The sequence below is a fragment of the Roseibium sp. AWQ4_290 genome, from assembly GCF_056160985.1.
In genome coordinates, this window is the sequence record NZ_JBSWYG010000001.1 from 464779 (window position 1) to 482083 (window position 17305).

General features: G+C 56.6%; 18 protein-coding genes, 1 tRNA gene and 1 pseudogene. 8 read left to right on the top strand and 12 right to left on the bottom strand.

Annotated elements, in window-relative coordinates; translation table 11 throughout:
* Positions 1-70: 70 nt before the first annotated feature.
* Complete coding sequence (locus ACXAH0_RS02070; protein WP_475188693.1) at positions 71-925, top strand: alpha/beta fold hydrolase; 855 nt, start codon at positions 71-73, stop codon at positions 923-925.
* A 275-nt stretch (positions 926-1200) separates the two neighbouring features.
* On the opposite strand, the gene ACXAH0_RS02075 is transcribed toward ACXAH0_RS02070, so the two are convergent.
* The 7 genes from ACXAH0_RS02075 to ACXAH0_RS02105 form a co-directional block, all read right to left on the bottom strand.
* The gene (locus tag ACXAH0_RS02075) at positions 1201-2502 is read right to left on the bottom strand and encodes a hypothetical protein (protein WP_475188694.1); all 1302 of its coding nucleotides are present in this window, start codon (positions 2500-2502) and stop codon (positions 1201-1203) included.
* Positions 2396-2938: an AAA family ATPase gene (locus ACXAH0_RS02080; RefSeq protein ID WP_475188697.1), complete on the bottom strand. Its 543-nt coding sequence runs from the start codon at positions 2936-2938 to the stop codon at positions 2396-2398. The genes ACXAH0_RS02075 and ACXAH0_RS02080 overlap by 107 nt, the downstream gene beginning before the upstream one ends.
* On the bottom strand, positions 2931-3152 hold the full coding sequence (locus ACXAH0_RS02085; RefSeq protein ID WP_475188700.1) for a hypothetical protein: 222 nt from the start codon (positions 3150-3152) through the stop codon (positions 2931-2933). The genes ACXAH0_RS02080 and ACXAH0_RS02085 overlap by 8 nt, the downstream gene beginning before the upstream one ends.
* A 181-nt stretch (positions 3153-3333) precedes the next feature.
* Positions 3334-3564 carry a hypothetical protein gene (locus ACXAH0_RS02090; protein WP_475188702.1) on the bottom strand — a complete coding sequence of 77 codons (231 nt, stop codon included), beginning with the start codon at positions 3562-3564 and terminating at the stop codon, positions 3334-3336.
* Between the two features lie 491 nt (positions 3565-4055).
* Positions 4056-4595 (bottom strand): GNAT family N-acetyltransferase, encoded by a 540-nt coding sequence (locus tag ACXAH0_RS02095; RefSeq protein WP_475188703.1) that lies wholly within the window; start codon positions 4593-4595, stop codon positions 4056-4058.
* Entirely contained in the window at positions 4588-4899 is a 312-nt protein-coding gene (locus tag ACXAH0_RS02100; RefSeq protein WP_475188705.1) for a type II toxin-antitoxin system TacA family antitoxin, read from the bottom strand. Before ACXAH0_RS02100 ends, ACXAH0_RS02095 begins: the two co-directional genes overlap by 8 nt.
* 82 nt (positions 4900-4981) lie before the next feature.
* On the bottom strand, positions 4982-5833 hold the full coding sequence (locus ACXAH0_RS02105) for a toxin-antitoxin system HicB family antitoxin (protein ID WP_475188707.1): 852 nt from the start codon (positions 5831-5833) through the stop codon (positions 4982-4984).
* Between the two features lie 302 nt (positions 5834-6135).
* Between ACXAH0_RS02105 and ACXAH0_RS02110 the strand changes: the two genes are divergently transcribed.
* Both ACXAH0_RS02110 and ACXAH0_RS02115 read left to right on the top strand, forming a co-directional pair.
* Positions 6136-6390, top strand: coding sequence for a helix-turn-helix transcriptional regulator (locus ACXAH0_RS02110; RefSeq protein WP_475188709.1), 255 nt, complete (start codon positions 6136-6138; stop codon positions 6388-6390).
* A gap of 625 nt (positions 6391-7015) precedes the next feature.
* Positions 7016-7360, top strand: a pseudogene (locus ACXAH0_RS02115) (tyrosine-type recombinase/integrase); the annotation flags it as partial.
* 200 nt (positions 7361-7560) lie between these two features.
* Here ACXAH0_RS02115 and ACXAH0_RS02120 read toward each other — a convergent pair.
* Positions 7561-7637 (bottom strand) — tRNA-Ile (locus ACXAH0_RS02120).
* Between the two features lie 392 nt (positions 7638-8029).
* On the opposite strand from ACXAH0_RS02120, the gene ACXAH0_RS02125 reads away from it, so the two are divergent.
* Together ACXAH0_RS02125 and ACXAH0_RS02130 are read left to right on the top strand one after the other, a co-directional pair.
* A complete protein-coding gene (locus tag ACXAH0_RS02125; RefSeq protein WP_475174637.1) occupies positions 8030-9103 on the top strand; it encodes an AI-2E family transporter in 1074 nt (357 codons plus the stop codon).
* Positions 9104-9258: 155 nt separating this feature from the next.
* Entirely contained in the window at positions 9259-10026 is a 768-nt protein-coding gene (locus ACXAH0_RS02130) for an SIMPL domain-containing protein (RefSeq protein ID WP_475188712.1), read from the top strand.
* 46 nt (positions 10027-10072) lie between these two features.
* Here the strand turns inward: ACXAH0_RS02130 and ACXAH0_RS02135 are convergent, their stop codons facing one another.
* On the bottom strand, positions 10073-10624 hold the full coding sequence (locus tag ACXAH0_RS02135) for a GNAT family N-acetyltransferase (protein WP_475188713.1): 552 nt from the start codon (positions 10622-10624) through the stop codon (positions 10073-10075).
* A gap of 221 nt (positions 10625-10845) precedes the next feature.
* On the opposite strand from ACXAH0_RS02135, the gene speD reads away from it, so the two are divergent.
* Both speD and speE read left to right on the top strand, forming a co-directional pair.
* Positions 10846-11403 carry an adenosylmethionine decarboxylase gene (gene speD / locus ACXAH0_RS02140; RefSeq protein WP_475174642.1) on the top strand — a complete coding sequence of 186 codons (558 nt, stop codon included), beginning with the start codon at positions 10846-10848 and terminating at the stop codon, positions 11401-11403.
* Entirely contained in the window at positions 11400-12272 is an 873-nt protein-coding gene (speE, locus tag ACXAH0_RS02145; protein WP_475174645.1) for a polyamine aminopropyltransferase, read from the top strand. The genes speD and speE overlap by 4 nt, the downstream gene beginning before the upstream one ends.
* Before the next feature lie 59 nt (positions 12273-12331).
* Here the strand turns inward: speE and ACXAH0_RS02150 are convergent, their stop codons facing one another.
* Together ACXAH0_RS02150 and ACXAH0_RS02155 are read right to left on the bottom strand one after the other, a co-directional pair.
* Positions 12332-13435 carry a hypothetical protein gene (locus ACXAH0_RS02150; RefSeq protein ID WP_475188716.1) on the bottom strand — a complete coding sequence of 368 codons (1104 nt, stop codon included), beginning with the start codon at positions 13433-13435 and terminating at the stop codon, positions 12332-12334.
* 122 nt (positions 13436-13557) lie between these two features.
* On the bottom strand, positions 13558-14655 hold the full coding sequence (locus ACXAH0_RS02155; protein ID WP_475188717.1) for an NAD(P)/FAD-dependent oxidoreductase: 1098 nt from the start codon (positions 14653-14655) through the stop codon (positions 13558-13560).
* A 176-nt stretch (positions 14656-14831) separates the two neighbouring features.
* On the opposite strand from ACXAH0_RS02155, the gene ACXAH0_RS02160 reads away from it, so the two are divergent.
* The gene (locus ACXAH0_RS02160; RefSeq protein ID WP_475188720.1) at positions 14832-15533 is read left to right on the top strand and encodes a dimethylsulfonioproprionate lyase family protein; all 702 of its coding nucleotides are present in this window, start codon (positions 14832-14834) and stop codon (positions 15531-15533) included.
* Positions 15534-15546: 13 nt separating this feature from the next.
* On the opposite strand, the gene ACXAH0_RS02165 is transcribed toward ACXAH0_RS02160, so the two are convergent.
* Entirely contained in the window at positions 15547-16926 is a 1380-nt protein-coding gene (locus ACXAH0_RS02165; protein WP_475188723.1) for a hypothetical protein, read from the bottom strand.
* Between the last annotated feature and the right edge of the window lie 379 nt (positions 16927-17305).

The following is a 17305-nucleotide window of genomic DNA, read 5'->3' on the forward strand; positions in this document are numbered from 1 at the left end:
CTTGCTCTCGGTCGAACATTTAGCGACTTAAATCGGAGCGCAAGAAACTGTTTCTTGCGGATAATTTGTTATGGAAAAACTCAAGGCCCATAAAGGGCAAATCCAACGTGATGGATATTCTCTAGGCTACAGCATTGAGGGCGATGGCGCCCCATTGCTCATCATCGGTAGCCATATCTTTTACCCCCGCACATTTTCAGCGCATTTGCGCACAAAGAGAAAGCTGATCTTTGTTGATCACCGCGGCTTTGCACCGGTCAGTAGAGCCATCAATGCACATGATTGCGCATTGGAGACGATCATTGATGATCTTTCTGCCATGTGCCAAACGCTAGGTTTGACTCAAACAGACATTTTGGGGCATTCGGGCCATGGCTATATGGCGCTGGAATTTGCCCGGCGTCGCCCGGATCTGGTGGGAAAGACTATCCTTGTGTGCACTGGCCCGAACCATGCACCGAGAAATATGGCCTATGGTGAACGCATTTGGGACATGCTTGCTTCTCCTGATCGAAAGAAAAAGCTCGAACAGGATCTGCAATGGATGTCAGATCAGATTGAAGCCCAACCGAACCGGAGGTTTATCTGGATGTGTCTCGCAATGGGAGCTCGAAGTTGGTTCGATCCTAATTTCGATGCGACGGATCTTTGGCAGGATGTTCATGTCAATATGCCGATTATGGACAGCCTTTGGGGAGCAGCATTCCGAGACTACGATACCCGGAGTGCACTCTCGACCCTTCAGGGGCCTCTTCTGATCTGCATGGGAAGGCATGATCATCTGGTTGCGCCATTGGAAACATGGTTTCCCTATCTGCCAGAGGAAAACCAACCGGCTTTCTCTCTATTTGAATATAGCGCGCATACGCCTCAACTCGAAGAAGCGGACTTGTTTGATGATACGCTTCTGAGTTTCCTGAACTGAGACAGGCCCCGCACGGAAGCAATCTGTGCGGGGTTAACCGGCCCTAAGCCGACATTCGTCAAATTCGTTATTGCTGCGCCGCAGCTTCTCGAGAGTTTCCGTTCAAACTCACCTATCGCAGGCCCTTCAACCCATTGGTGTTGGACGCATGCTAAGTCAGAATTTGGTCCCGTGGATACCGGTCTCTCTGCGCCTTGCTCGGATGCTGCGGCTGCGACCTGATTTTCTGCCATTCGCGGCTGTCGCGAATTCAGAGGAAGCACGCCGTGCAGAGTTCAAGTTTTCCAAGGCAATCGAGACTTCCCACATTTGCAGGCTATGGCTTTCTCACCCGGCACATTGACATCTGCGCGAACATGGCGACCACAATGCTCACAGACAAAGAGGGCGACCAGCTTCTCGATATCTTCCAGCAACACATCGATGTCCTCGCCGACAATTTTTTCGGCGTTATCGTGAGAGACCAGATTGGCGATGAGGGCCGAACCTGCCAGATCGGAGAAGATTTGCGTATCCAGCAGATCGGGTGACTTGTCATTTAAAGTTGATCTCAGCGCACTGATCAGCTCATCGGACATGCGCTTCTCGTTGATGTCGTTGAAGCGGAAGGCCACCTTGACCTCAAGTGCCTGGCAGATGTTCTTGAGGACAAGCTCCAGTAGCTTGCGTAGGTCATTGGTAACGTCTTCCTTGCCCTTTTTCTGTTCGATGATTTCTTTCAGCGTCGCGGGGCTGTTTTCGAGAAGGATGCCATTAGCACCGTCTGACCGGACCTCATGAAAAATCCAGCCATGCTGCCCCATTTCCCTCTTGATAATGTCGAACCAGATATTCTCGTGCGTGAGGATGATAATTTGCCAATCGGAGAACTCGTCCCGCAGAAGACGTAAGAGCCTACGCCGATGCGAAGTATCGAAGCTTGTGACGATATCGTCCAGCACTAAGAACTTGGCGTGTTTGTTGAAAATGCGAGCGTTGGCGAGGAACAGCACCACACCAAGACTATTCAAGTGACTTTCGCTCAAATATTTACGTGGCGGCTGGGTCGCCTTGCCATGGAAAGCGTACTGGAACTCGACACCTTCATCCCCGACCATAGTCAGGCGCACTTTGTCCACGCTCTCTTTGGGATGAAGCGCCGTGTAGAACTTCCCGACATCATCGCTGATGGTATCCAGCACAGCTTGCAGAGCCCCGTTCTGAACCTTGATGAAGGCATCCAGCATTGAGGAAAGCGTGATAATTTGGACTTCGTAAGCCCCCTTTATGCTCTGATAGCTCTCAAAGTCGTTCACTTGATCGCTGGCGGTCTTGAGCCTGGTCAGCGCGGCGGCGACTTTCCTCTCCAGTTCCGTGAGCTGCAGCTTCTTCGCGGCTTCTTTGGCTTGCTCCGCGGCCTTTTCAGATTCTGAACGCAACGCCTTCAGTTCAGCATCGAAATCAGCGGGGGCCTCAAAAACTCTCTTGTCATCAAAGGCGGATTTCAGCTCTTTTAGATAGTCGCGCAGTTTGAGGTGCGCAGACTTGGCTGCCTCGGTCAGCGAAGAAAAATCCGCCAGATCGAAATAGGTCTCCATGATCGTTTTCGTCTTGACGCCTGTGTTGGTGACGGTCTCGGCAAGCACATCTTTCAGCGTGCCTGAGAATGATATTGTCACTCTTCAGGTCGGCAACAAGCTGCTCCGCATTGTCGCTCGCGAATGTGGCTGTGGTCTTCAGCGCCTCTGAGAGCGCTTTGGTTCCGTTGCAGTCAGTGCCATCAAAAACCAGCTCGACGCTGCTGGGCTTGTCATCGGCCAGAACATTGCGCAGCGAGTCCTGCTTGCAGTCCTCTCGCCACAGGTGGTCCACGCGGTCATGAATGAACCACTCAAGGGCGTCTGTTATCGTGCTCTTGCCTGATGCGTTCTCACCAAAGATAGCAACGCTCTTCGTTCTCTTTGAAAAATCGAGGGGGAGATCGAAGCGAGCACCGCGAAAGCGCGAGACGGTGATCTTGCGAACTTTAGTCATCACCGGCCTCCTCTGCGCTCGCCACATCGGCCTTGAGTGCGGCCTTGCGCACCTCTTCCAGCTTCCGCAGCAGCTTGACCTTACTTAGATCATCTTCCTTCCGAAGAGTGCTGACAGCGGCCACGGTGTCCGGGTCGAGGGATTCGTCCTTGGCCTGGGCGTCGAGAAACTCGGCAATGACCTCGGAGGCTGTCTTGATGTTTTCTGTGGTCAAGGCTTATACCCTTGTTTAGTATTGCAAAATGCGAATATTATTCACACAAACGTACAATCTTAGCGAGCAAGAAATCAAGTTTGTTCGCGGCGTCGTGGGCATTTACTTCATCTATTTAACGGAAAGTGAAATCGTGTATCCCTTCGCGAACACAAAGCTGATTTACATCGGGATGAGCGAGTCAAAGCAGAACAGCCTCTTCAAGAGACTCGGCGGCCATCTGTCCGGCCAATCCGGCAACACGGGAATTAGCAATTACGCAAAAACACAGAAAGTAAAATTTACGTACTACTCCGCAGAAGTTCTCAGCAACTACGGAAATGAGAACCTTTTTGACATTGAAAACTTCTTCCTGAGCGATTTTCTCAATCACTATGGTTGCTTTCCCATTTGCAATGGCCAGTCTGGTCACAAGCCCTCTGAAACGTCGAGCCCCATAACAGCTTCGGTTGATTGGTCGTTCTTCGATTGAGATACGCCATTGCTTTGCGTCCAATCCAAGTTTCACTCCTATTTTGGCGAAATCGAGCAGCGGTTAAGTTTCAGGCGTGTCTGGCTGGAGTGCGTTAAGATCTCCTCCGAAACTTGCATGGGTTCAATGACTGCTCTCTATGCTTCTTCCATTTCACAATGCCGCTGCATCGAATGCCCGCTTCCCGCCCTTTTGTTCATTTGGTCGTTTGCAATGAACGGCTACTAAGGAGATCTGATTTCGAACCGCGGCCCCTTGCGGGCGCTACGCCTCCAGAGGCGGCTCACAATGGCGCATGGAACAATCCAGAGACGGGAGCCACGTCACCCTTATTAAAGAAAATGCCGATTTTGTTTATTAGCGGCTGCCACTAATCAATTTCTGAAATTAGTGGCTTAATGGACTTGGCTTCGCTCGGAGCAGAGACCTCATTAGATCAGCAAAGCCTGCGCGTCCTGAATGGGAAGAAAGAGACGAAGTGGTGCGTTTTCAAGCTTTGAGAAACCATAGCCTGTGTATAGCGCTAACCGCCGTTTGATTGCCTCCTCGTTTCCGCAGTCTAGGACATCCATGAGCACCACAGCTATGCCGAGTGTTTCAGAAGCATGGGCGAGTTTTTTCAAAGCATCAACGAGCAAAATCCCGCCTAGTCCGTTCCCTTGGAACCTCTGATCAACACCAATCATCGAAATATAGGCAGCTGGGATTGAACCGTGGCTCGGCCGCGTTCGAGCAAACTTTTTTGGCAACTCGGCGTAATCGACTGAATGGGCGTTGACAGCGTAGAAGCCCAGCAATTGCTCGTCCGCATCGAGCAGCACAGACACCCGAACATTTCCGGCTTTCTGGAGCTTGTTTGCTGTTTTCCTGAAATAATTGTCAACCTGGTCGACACCACATGAAAAAGCCGTTCGATCGTGTTTGTCAGGATCGAACGGCTCGAATTTGAGAGGCCGCGATATGTTACTCACTGTCAGCAACCATCTCCTTGTGCAGCTTCGCCGCGGCCAACAGCTTCTCTGTCGGAGCAGCCGGACGCTCAAGAGCATCAAAGAACGCGGCATGATCGACTGGCGCCAGCACCGTCCGTTCGTGCGCTGAAATCACATCCTGCGCACGCAGCAATGCGGCGTTCGTCGTAAATGTGCTGAGATCCATACCAGAAAGCTCAGCGGCTTTTTCAATGGCCGCCTTAATCGAGGCTTTCGTGCGGATGTTCAGCCTGGCATCGCTCTTCTCTGGCAGAGAAGACGCGAGATCCGTCGCTCCCAACATAATGGCCTCCGTTGTTCGTATCGATTGCAATTCATCGCCAGTTTAAATTGTACGTCAGTTTGACACACAAATCAACAAAGCCTCAGGCCAACGTTCCAGTCGACTTCTTCCAATTGGACACCATTTGCGCAAAGTCCGAGTACCCCTGCCAATGTTCCATGGATATCACGAGCTCTTCAGTGTCGCCGAGGTCCATAAAATCACTAACCCAGTATGACGATACAGCATCCCTAATCAGTAAGAGGGGGTGTCGATCACCGAAGACCAGCTTGGTAAAGTCATCTGGCTCCATCAAAACTCCGTTGATAGCAATATGAGCGTAATGAAGCGATCTCACCGACCTCTGCAGGTCTTTGATATAATTCTCTCCTGTACTCCCGACAATCGTACTCAAATTTATGCGTGTTGAGTACGTAGCAAATTCCAAACCCTCCCGATTCCAGACAACTGCTACCTGTCCTTCAGGTGATTTTGATCGAACGAAATAAACTTGAGCTGATCCATTACGTTTTAAGGATTCTACAAAGCTCTCTCCATAGGAAGTCTGCAACTCAACTTTGAATGGATGACCGAAACCATGTTTCAGCCAATCCGGATTTGAACCGAAGAAATTTGCAATATCATCGAGTAATTTGAACGTAGGCTCTTCCATTCCTGAGAACACCTTCTCCAGGTGAATAGAGCTCTCTTCACCAATGCCCTCAGCCAAAAATGATATTGAGAATCTATGTTCTCCCATCAGCAAAATCGTTTGCTGCAAGAGCCAGTTCAACCGACTGAGAACTCCCTCATTGTAGGAAGCCTCCAACCGAGCATTGATCTCTGCGTTTAGAGACTGACCGTTCACCCTTGCGCTAGCAGACAACCGCTCATGCAATTCCGGGCTCATTCTCAGCATGAACCCTTTTTGCGAAGACTTAGTTTGGTTAGCCATGACTGACACCTAACAGCGGTCCCACAACTTGCGCAATGATGTCACTTTAATGTCATTGACATACAACTCCGCCAGCCGTAGGCTTGGTCCCGTGAAAAATGGAGTTTTTTCAATGACTAGACGGAACTACCCTCGGATCCTACTCAGAGTACCACCTGACATTAAGCAGTTTCTGGAAGCTGAAGCGGCGGCGAATGCTTCTTCAATGAACAGTGAAGTTGTACGATGCCTCCGCAGACATATGTTGGCAAAACGAGGCCAAGCGTTCGAGAGTCAGCAAAAAGAATTTTACTGATAACGACATGAGCAAACGAAAACAGAAAACCTCGAAAATCTTCGGAGTTAGTCGAGAGACGGCAGCCCATCTTTTTGAAATCTCGGCAGGAACATTCGATAAATGGGTCGAGCAAGGATGGATGCCAGAAGGCGTGAAAGTTGGCGCGACTAAGAGGTGGGACTTTGAGTCAATCGAACAGTCTTGGAACCAGTTAGCCAAGAAGCACCCTAAAAACGGTAAGGACGATGGCATCAATCCATTCGACAACATCATCGGCTAAACGGAAGAAAATTCCGTTCAAATACTGTACGGCTGATATAGATCGGCACGGAAATGTTCGAATCTATGTCAGAAGGCCAAAACAGTCTAAGTACCGCATGCAGTCACCCTATCTCGATGAGCACGGAAACATCACCGAAGCGTTTGCAGCAGAATATCACCGCGTGATGTCAGGTGAAGTTAAAGCGAAAGAAAAAGTACGCCTTCACAGATGGGAGCCAGGCACGATTGGCTGGCTGTTTGAACAATACCGAAAATCCGAACCCTTTATAGAAAACAAGCCAAACACCCAGCGTGATAAGCAAAGCGTGCTCGGTCGATACTGTAAAACAGTTGGAGATTTGCCTTTTCAGAAACTTCGCACAAAAGACGTAAAGGCTAGCCGACAGAAGCGCCGAGAAACACCCGCTGCAGCAGACAAGCTTGTAAAGTACTTGAAATCACTCTTCGAATGGGCACTTTCCGACGAAGATATCATGTGTCGATTTCCTATAGAGGAAAATCCTGCGAAAGGGATTCCCAACCTCAACAAGTCTGATGGATTCCATACTTGGACCGAAGAAGAACTAACTACATTTCGCGCTATGTACCCAATCGGCACCACGGCACGTGTTGCATTCGAACTCATGCTTAATCTTGGTGTTCGACGCTCAGACGTTGTTAAACTTGGGCCAAGTAACATCAATGGGGATCGTATCGAGTTCATCACAAGCAAAGGCGGAAGCTTGGGCAATGGGAAGCGTATCAGTCTACCAATAACTGACGAACTTCGAGAGTCGCTAGCAACCGTTCCCGCGGGTCAAAAAACGTTCCTTCAAACAAAATATGGAAAGCCATTTTCTTCGAACGGGTTCGGCAACAAGATGCGCCAGTGGTGCGATCAAGCCGGTTTAACGGAATGCTCGTCTCACGGTCTTCGCAAAGCCGCAGCGACCATCCTCGCAGAATCTGGAGCAACTGAAACTCAGCTCATGGCAATCTTTGGCTGGAGTGATCCGAAGATGGCGCATCATTACACCAAAGCTGCAAACGCAAAGACATCTGCTGACGAAGGTTACAACAGACGCAAGAGTTATCTGTCACGCAAAAATGTCCCACTTTCCGGTTTTAACGGGTACAGTGGGTCAATAAGAGGAAATTATGCTTATATTTCAACACCCCAAAAGTGGAGTGGTGGGCCCGGAGGGACTCGAACCCCCAACCAATCCGTTATGAGCGGACGGCTCTAACCAATTGAGCTACAGGCCCACAGCGCCAAACAAAACGTCTGGCGCGGGTTGCTCATCGTTCCCTATACCATGGCAGACCGGCGGAGCAAGGGGTTTGCGGGCACTTGCGGAAAAAGGTCTGGGACAGGCCGCCGGCGGGGGCCTGGCCCGGATACCGGCCGGGGCAGACGGCCCGGGCCGGCGCCTTCAAGGAGCCAAGGCAGCACGCGGAAGACAGGAGATATTGGGAGGGCGGGGCAAAACGCGCCGAAATCAGGCCCGGGCTGCCTGCCGCCTCAAGACAGGCCCGGCGGCGAACCCCAAGCGCTGACCCGGACCGTCAAGCGCACACCCTTCCCCTGCCCCAGCGCTTTGTGCGACGCTGGGGGCGTTTGAGACTCACCTCTTGCCCATCGACCTGCCGGAGCCCCCATGCGAAGCCCTCTTCTGTCCGTCACGCTCACCGTCCTGCTTGTCTTCATGACCGGCTGGCTGCTGGTGGTCGGCCGGTCCCTGCTTCTGCCCTTCGTCATAGCGCTGATCGTCTGGTACATGATCAATGCGCTCGCCCATCTCTTCCGCAAAGTGCCCATCGGGCGCTGGCACCTGCCCGGACTTCTCGCCTTCCCCCTGGCGCTCCTGTCGATCTTTGCCGCCGGCACCTTTGTGCTCGACATTGTGACGGTCAATCTCAGCCAGCTGGCCCAGGACGCCCCCACCTATCAGCGGCGCCTGGAAGAGCTGTTCAACCAGATCTCAGCCCATCTGGATTTGAATGACCCGGTTGAGCTGAAGGATCTTCTGCCGGATTCCGTGGTGCCGCGCATGGTCACCGCCGGGGCCAGTCTGGTGACAACCCTTGCGGGCTCCGCCAGCCTGGTCTTCATCTATGTGCTGTTCCTGGTGCTGGAACAATCCACCTTTGACCGGAAATTCGAACGGCTTTTCTCGTCGCCGGAACGGGCCCGGGCCGCCTTTGCCATCCGGGCGGAAATCAACCGCTCGATTATGCATTATTTTTCCATCAAAACTGCCGTCTCCGTGGCCACAGGCGCGCTCACCAGCCTGGTTCTGATCCTGATCGGCCTGCCTTACGCGGCCCTGTTCGGCTTCATCGCGTTTCTGCTGAACTACATACCGACCATCGGCTCCCTGATCGGCGTTCTTTTTCCCAGCCTGCTGGCCATCGTCTATTACGATACGCTGGGGCCGTTTTTTGCCATTGCCACCGGGCTCGGGCTGATCCAGTTTACGGTCGGCAATCTGGTGGAGCCCAAACTGATGGGCTCCAATCTGAACCTCTCCGGCCTGGTGATCATGCTGTCGCTGGCCTTCTGGGGCGCCATCTGGGGCGTGGTCGGCATGGTGCTGTGTGTGCCGCTCACGGTGATGATCGTGATTGTCTGCGCCCGGTTTGAAAGTACGCGCCCCATTGCCGTGCTCCTGTCGGAAACCGGGGATGTGGGCCTGAACGGCGCAGAGCCGCCGACTGCCCCGCGCACGTGAGGCGTGCAGGTCCGCCCGCCGCATCTGAGGCTTTCCAAGGAACCCTTTGGAGACGCTGCTGAAAATGAATGCAAGCTGAACGTGCAAGCCTTACACTCGCCGCATTGACCGACAATCTTCGCTGCCAGATCAAAGTGACTTGAAAGGACAGTTTCATGACCGGTTTCCTGAGTGCCCTGCCGGGCCCGGCCCACAAGGGTCCCCGCCGTCTGGCCCTTGCGGCCTGCCTCGGTGCGGCGCTGGTGGCGGCCGCTCCCGGCCTTGCCCTTGCAGACGCCTCCGCCCCGGTGACCGGTAGCATCACCATGGACGGCCGGGGCACGGTGTCCGTGGTGCCGGATATGGCCGTCATCACCACCAGCGTTGTTTCCAGCGCCAAAACCGCAGATGACGCACTGTCACAAAATTCGGCAGCGCTCACCAAGGTGATAGAAACCGTCAAGGGCCAGGGCATTGAGGCCAAGGACATTCAGACCAGCGGCTTTGGCATCTATCCCCGTTATGAGCGCCTGAAGGGGGATGAGAACCGCCAGCCGGAGATTATCGGCTATGAGGTGCGCAACGGGGTTGAGGTCAATGTCCGGGACCTGGCCAAGCTCAGCGGCCTGTTGACCCTTGTGGTGGAAAGCGGCGCCAATGCGGTGGATGGCATCCGCTTTGAAGTCAGCGATCCGGACGACAAACTGGATGAGGCCCGCAAGGCGGCAGTGGCCGAAGCCCGCCACAAGGCGGAGGTGTTTGCGCAGGCTGCCGGGGTGGAGCTCGGCGCAATCCTGTCCATTTCCGAAACCGGCACCCAGATGCCGCGCCCGATGATGATGCGCGCAGAAAGCATGATGACTGCCAAGGCGGCCGCCGTGCCGATCGAGACCGGCGAAAAAACCATTGCGGCCAATGTCACCATCCGCTGGACGCTGAAATAAGCGGCAACCGCGTCATCTTATGACATCTCAAGGGCATGGGCGCGTCTTACAGGCGCCTGTGCCACACTTGCATCGGCTTGTCCGTTTCGGCTGCCGCGCCCACATCCAACCAGGGAAACGTCACAAGAACTCCGTCCAGCTTCTCATAACCGCGCTTGCGCCAGAACGGGTCCAGCGGCCTGTAGCCTGATGGTTTCAGCGGATGGTCGTCCGGACGCAGGACGGCACAGAAGACCGCCTCCCGGTAGCCGAGCGCGCGTGCATGAGCCTCGCGCCCCTCAAAAAACCGGTGACCAATCCCCTGGCCGCGATAGGCCGGATCAAGGACCGATTCCGCCAGATAAAAGATCTGCTCGGGATCATGACCCGCCGCTTCCAGAGGCGTCCGGAAGGCCTCCAGCCCCGCGCCCAGCGGCTCTCCGGTGGCCGCCCCCACCAGACGGCCGCCCTCATAGGCGCCAACCACAACCGCGCCTTCGTTCTCGCCATAGCGCTTCAGGTAATCTTCCTCATAGGCCAGGGAGCCGTCATAAAGATAAGGCCAGTCCCGAAACACCGAGATGCGCAATCCGGCAAGGTCCGGCAGACTTTTTTTCAAATCTTCGCCTGTTAAACGTTTGATCTCAAGCGCCACAGCTAAGTCTCTCAAATGGCGAAATGATTTTCTGGAAGACCAGAAGCTCACGCAGCTATTCACATCTTGTTTGCAAAAATTGCAGTACGATTTTGCAGATTTCTCATTGAGATGAAACACTCTTTTCTGTATGGAGTGCGCTCCGGATTCAACACCGGGGACATCTGCTGGTTTGGGAGAGCGATATGGAAAGCAACGCCCTCTTCGAACTGGGGATGGACTTGGAGGCTCGTGTAGCAGAAGACGCAAACAGCGTTGCCGAGCCAAGAAGCACCACCCAGAAGGAAGAAAACGTTTCGACTGCGGCGCACGGCGTTTATGCCGACGACCGTCTGGATCACTTCATTCAGAAAGAAGGGGTCCACTGCGCTGGTGCGCATATGATTATTGACCTTTACGATGCCGAACGGCTCGACGACCTGCCCCATGTGGAACAGGCGTTGCGGACCTGCGTCGAAGAGGCAGGGGCAACCCTCTTGCACATTCACCTGCATCCGTTTGAACCGGCCGGTGTATCCGGCGTTGCGGTGCTGGCGGAAAGCCATATTTCGGTCCACACCTGGCCGGAAGCTGGCTATGCCGCCTTTGACGTCTTCATGTGCGGCGATGCCCGGCCTGAAAAATGCGTTGATGTGCTGAACAAGGCCTTCAACCCGGGCAAGACCGCCGTTTCGGAACTGTTGCGCGGGCGCGAAGTCGCCAACCAGCTGTCCAAGCCCCACAGCATGGAAGCGGCGGAATGAGCGACGGCCTCGTCTTCAATGAAACCCTCTATCCGGGGGTCCAGGTCAGCTACAGCTGCGACGAGATCCTGTATCAGCAAAAGACGGAGCATCAGGATCTGGTGCTCTTTTCCAATCCGGTCTTTGGCCGGATCCTGATGCTGGACGGGGTCACCCAGGTCACCACGGCGGACGAATTCATCTATCACGAGATGATGTCCCACGTGCCGATCATCGCCCATGGAGCGGCCCGGCAGGTGCTCATCGTCGGCGGCGGCGATTGCGGCCTGGCCGAGGAAGTGCTGAAACACGGCACGGTCGACAAACTGGTTCAGGTGGAAATCGACGCCTCCGTGGTCGATTTTTCCAAGGAGCATTTCAGCGCCTTCAATAAGGGTGTTCTGGACGATCCCCGCTTTGAGCTGGTCATCGCGGATGGCATGGCCTTTGCCGCCGAAACGGACCGCCGCTTCGATGTGGTGATCGTGGACAGCACCGACCCGCACGGGCCGGGTGCCGTGCTCTTTTCCGAAGAGTTCTACCGCAATGTCCACCGAATGCTGACGCCCGGCGGGGTGCTGGTCACCCAAAATGGCGTGCCGTTCCTTCAGCGGGACGAGCTGGTCACCAGCCTTGCGCGTTTCTCGCGCATTTTCCAGGATGGGGCCGCCTATATCGCGGCGATCCCGACCTATTTCGGCGGCCACATGACCCTTGGCTGGGCCAGCGACAATGCAGACTTGCGCACACAGGCGGTCTCCGTTCTGGAAGAGCGGTTCAAGGCGGCCGGGTTCGAGACGCGCTATTATACGCCCGAGGTGCATGCGGCGGCCTTCGCCCTGCCGAAATTCATTCTGGATGCGGTGGAAGAAGGCCGGGCCAAGGCCTGACCGATCCTGTCCGGAGCTGCGCGGACCCAAAACCTGCCGCCGCTCCGGACGGACACGTCTCAGACGACGACGCCTGAGACAGAAACCGACACGGATGTTTCCACTGTCAGGCTTGTCACGGTGACAGTGGACAGGCCTGGAACCGCCCCGGAACCGGCCGCATCCGGCAGCGCATAGCGGCCTGCGCCGAGGAATTGCTGCAGATCATCCGCATCCAGCAGGCTGAACCCTTCCGCAAGATCCTCAAAAAGCGCGGCGAAAGCCTCCTGAACGTCCTCGTCCTCCTTGTCGGCCAGCGTTTCCAGGGTTCCAGCCAGAAGTTCGATTTCTTCAAAAATCTGCATCAGCCTGTCATGCTCTTCGCGCATGCCCTCAATGCGGCCCTGCCGGTAGGCACTGTCCGACTGGTGCTGAGCCGCCGCATAGGCATAGACGGCGTCTTTGAAATAGGCGGCATCCTTTTCCGCCGGGAGCCCAGCCAGGAGACTGTCTTCAAACGGCCCCAGCCCACCAGCCATTGCCGCAGTCTGGTCCTGACCTGGCAGCTGCGCCGTTTGCCCCAAGGGATTGAACAGAACCGCCGCAGGTCCTTCAACAGACCGGGCCAGATCCTCAGGAGGGACCTCTTCAGGCCCGAGTTTCCGGTCGATCGCCAGACTGGTGGCATCGGCGGCCACATCCACGGCGCCGTTCGGCAGGTCCGGGCCGATCTTTTCCGCCGCCTTGCGCAGCTCAACGGCCGCCAAGCGGAAGTCCTTGGCGATCTGCTGCAATTCGCGCAGCATGCGCTTGGCCTTTTCCGGGGTCGCGAATTTCAGCTCTTCCTTCATACGCGCAATTGTCTGCGCCATCCGGTCGATCCTGAGATCCCGCTCCGCATCCGCGTTGTCTTTCACGGCCCGCGTCAGCGTGCTGTTCAGGTCGACCGCGTCCTGGAAGTCTTTCAAGATGTCCTCGCCCTCGGAAGACGCTTCATCCGTCTCTCCCGAGGTTGTGTCAACAAGCGCCGCTCCAAGATCTTTCAGCTTTTCCGCAGATGTCTGGCGAGCAGCATCCTCACGGCTTCTTTGCCCGGTGCTTGACTGCTGAAGCGGCACCTTGCCCTTCATCTTCAGCTCAAACTGCTGTTGGCTGGACTGCTGGATGATCGAAAAAAGGGTCATGGTGCGCGGCAAGCCTTTTCAAACCTGTCCTAAAGTCTGAGTGGAGTGCCGTAAAGAAAGGCTTAAATTCCCGCAAAAGTTGAAGGCACGAACAGAACCGCCCAGCCCTTGAACCCAGGCGTTCAGTCCCGCGCCTCCAGCCAGATGCGGGCGGCCTCCAGATCCTTTGACAGATAGCCCCCTGCCAGTTTCTGGCCGACCACCGCGCCGAACTTGTAGCCATGGCCGGAACAGGCGGAGACAATCGACAGCCTGTCCTGGGTCACCGCAAAGAAATGATCATCGGCAGTGAAGGTATAGGCGCAGGTGACCACGTCCTTGACCTCATAGTCTTCGATGCGGTCAAAGGGCGGCGCGAAATGGTTGCGCAAGGCTTCGCCTTCTCCGGGCTTGGGGGTCCTGTCCTCGCCGGGCCCGGCTTTATACTTGTGAATGCCAGCGCCGAATTTGAGGCCTGTTCCGGCCACCGGGGGCAGAACATAGCCGTCAATCCGCCCGCCAGGGTCCAGAATAACCGGCGCGGTTTCCCAGGCCTTGCGCAGATCTTCGGGCGGCGCCAGATAGACCACTGCCGTGCGGTATGTGGTCAGGCTGCGTTCAAGACCGGGAAAGAGCCCCAGTGTCCAGGCGCCGGAGGTGACACACACATGATCACCGGTGATCTGGCTGCCCCCTTCCAGCGTCACCGTTCCGGCGGCCCCGTCCACCGCGCTCACACGGGTGTTTTCGCGCACATCCGCGCCGTTCAAGCGCAGCCAGTTCTTAAGGTCTTCTGCAATCTTCTGGCACAGCAGCGCACCCCCTTCCGCGCTTTGAAGGCCGAAACGGATGGTCTTGGGGTCCACAAAAGGATAGCGCCGGGCCACCTCTTCCGGGCTCAGATCCTCAAACGGATACCCCCCCTCTAAAAGCCCGGCCCGGTAGCTGTCCCCCCCATCGCCCTCAAGCTGGGACATCACCAGATAGCCGGTGTCCACCAGATGTTTGCGCCCCAGATCCGCCCACATCTCGTCCCAGGCCTGATACGCGGCCCCGATCCGGCGCTGATAACCGCCCTTGCCGCCATAGGCCCGTCGGATGATCCGGTGCTGGTCGCCGGAGGCGGAGAGCGGATTGGGGATCGGCCCCTGTTCCAGAAGCGTCACCGGGACGCCCCGTTTGGTCAGCGCCCAGGCGGTGGACAGGCCGGAAATCCCGGCCCCGACAATCACAATCGACATATTGAACATCCGTTTGAAAACAATCCGCAGAACAGACAGGCTACGCCTGTCCGCCGCTCGCGCAAGACATGTTTGCTCCCCGGCCTGACATGCCGGATATGCGTCCCGGTATGCCGCTCCAAGGCAAGCATTTGCCCAAAACTCTGGATAGGGTCCCGTCCGCCTGAGACGGGAAAATGGGACAGGACATGCTGGAAGACCAAACACCGAGCCCGGACATTCTGGCCCACAAGCGGCTCTCCGACTATCCGGACTGGGGCTATCTGCTGCGGGAAATCTATGAGGCCTACCGGTTTTTGTCCTCCGGCGGCAGCGACAAGATCCGTGCCCACCAGCGCGCCGTGCGCGAGGCGATCAGCCGCGTCGGCAAATCGAAAGCCGAAATCCGCTTTGACGCCCCGGCCCAAAAACCCGTCACCGCCCATTTGAAACGGGCGCTGGATGAGGGGCGCCAGGAGCGCACGGCGCCGCTGATCCGGGCGATTGAAAGCATCCAGGACCAGTTGATCTGGCAATATGGCTATGAAAAAGTGCCGCGCGGCCTCGACCGCACCTATGCCTATGCCGAGATCTGCGGGCCGAACGGGCCGGTCCTGACCACGGAGGTCATTTTGGGCCTCGTCCTGTTTGCCCCCGGCTGCACCTATCCGGCCCACGCCCATAGCGGTATTTCGGAAAGCTACCTGTGCCTCTCCGGCGCCGTTTCGGAAAACCACCAGGGCGTCTACGCCCCCGGCTCGATGATCTTCAACCCGCCGGAACACACCCACCGCATCACGGTGTCGAAAAGCGAACCGGCCCTCCTCGCCTATGCCTGGATCGGCCCCCAGGAGAAACTGGCCAATCAGAAAATGGTCTTCAGCCGCAGGCGGAGATGAGGGCTGGTAAGGGTCAGGCGTCCAGCGTGACATCCGGGCCGGGCTCTTCAGCCTCCGGATTTCCCTCAGTTTCTGCATCCGGCGTTTGCGGCTTTCCATCCACTGCGCCGTCAGAGGCAGCTGCTTTGTTGAGCCACTTTTCGGCAAGAGACACCAGACGGTCGACCTTGCCGAAACCGGCTGCGGCCGCCGCCACACCGGCCACAGGTCCGAAAATCTTCCCGATAAAGAAGGCAATGGGTATGACAACGACCGATTTTGCCATGCTGCCCACTCCGTCGGAAAGACCGTCAACAATCTTCGGCCGGGCCTTTTCATAAACATCCGAGGACAACCGCGCAGCTTCGCGCGTAAAAGCATTGTCCAGGGCTTTGCGCGCGACCACCGAGACAAAGTTCCGGACAACAAGCGTATACTCGGCGATCCGCTTTTGTCTGACCATCGCGCTCGCTGGCTCACTTGCCAGTTTTTCCATCTTTTGGAGAGCGTCAACAGCAGACCGGTCGACGAGGTCCCCTTGGGCGGCAGCCGCATCTGCGATCTGATCCAGCCCGGCCTTGACGTCGCCCATCTTGGCCGGGTCAAGCGAGAGAGCCGTAATTTCAGCTTCTATTTCCCGCAGTTGCGGAAAACAGCCCTGTAAATCCCGAACGGTCTCCGACAGGTCCAAAAGTGCGGCAACCGCATCGGGGAAGAGCTCTTGCTCTTCATTGTGTGGATCTGCATAGGCGGCCGCATCGGCCTCGACGGACCGCGCCCGGGACCGCAGCAGCCCTGGCCGCAGATCGGCAGCGCGCTCCGGCAGCACATCTGTCAGGCCCTCAACAGAGTTTCGCACCCTCTGATCCGAATTTGTCCGCGTCAACCGTTCGGTCAGATGCTGTGCCTTGCGGCGGCTTTCGTCCAGAAGGTCCTGCGCAGTCTCCGGGTCTGTTGCGGTATTGTCCGGCGCTTTGGCTGTGACCCTTTCGTGAGCCACATCAAACTGGAACGCCGCCGGGGCCTGTGGTTCAAGGTTGCTTTCTGCTTCTGCAATCGCGTCCTCAAAGGAAGCAGCCTTGGCAACCGCATCGACGCCTGCTGTGTCTGAATGCCTTGCCGCAATCTCTGCAATATCGGCAAGAACATCCTCTTCACTCCGGTTCTCAGAAACCATCCAGAAGGCATCGGGCTGCGTGGCGATCTCGATATCGGCCTGCTCTCCAAACAGACTTCCGGGGCGCTGCCCAGGGCGCTCCGGCAAGAGGGCCAAATACCAGTTGGGCAGAAGCTGCCAGGCGCCCTTTTGCCCGAAAGCCCCCTGCCTGAAGGCTTCCATGGCTTTTTGAGCCCAGTCCGGCTGTGCCGTCCGCGTGTTCTCTTCAAGCCCCGCCAGCCAGAGCGGCTCGGACATCAGATCTGACGCCTGCTCCGGAGCGGCCTCAAGAGACGCACAATCCGCTTCGAGTGCTGACCATATACCAGTAGCGGCGGCGTAGGCTGCGGCGGCGCCGGCGGCGCCGGCGGCGGCTGTGGCGGCGTCGGTGGTGGCGGCGTCGGTGGTGGCGGCGGCGGCGGCGGCGGTGTAGTCGGCGTAGGCTGCGGCTGTCTCTTCTCCACATCTGACGCTGCCGACGATGTGCTGGTGGTGTAGATCTCGGTGGTCGCCGTATCATTAAAAAGGGGGGGGGGGGGGGGGGGGGGGGGGGGGGGGGGGGGGGGGGGGGGGGGGGGGGGGGGGGGGGGGGGGGGGGGGGGGGGGGGGGGGGGGGGGGGGGGGGGGTGGGGGGGGG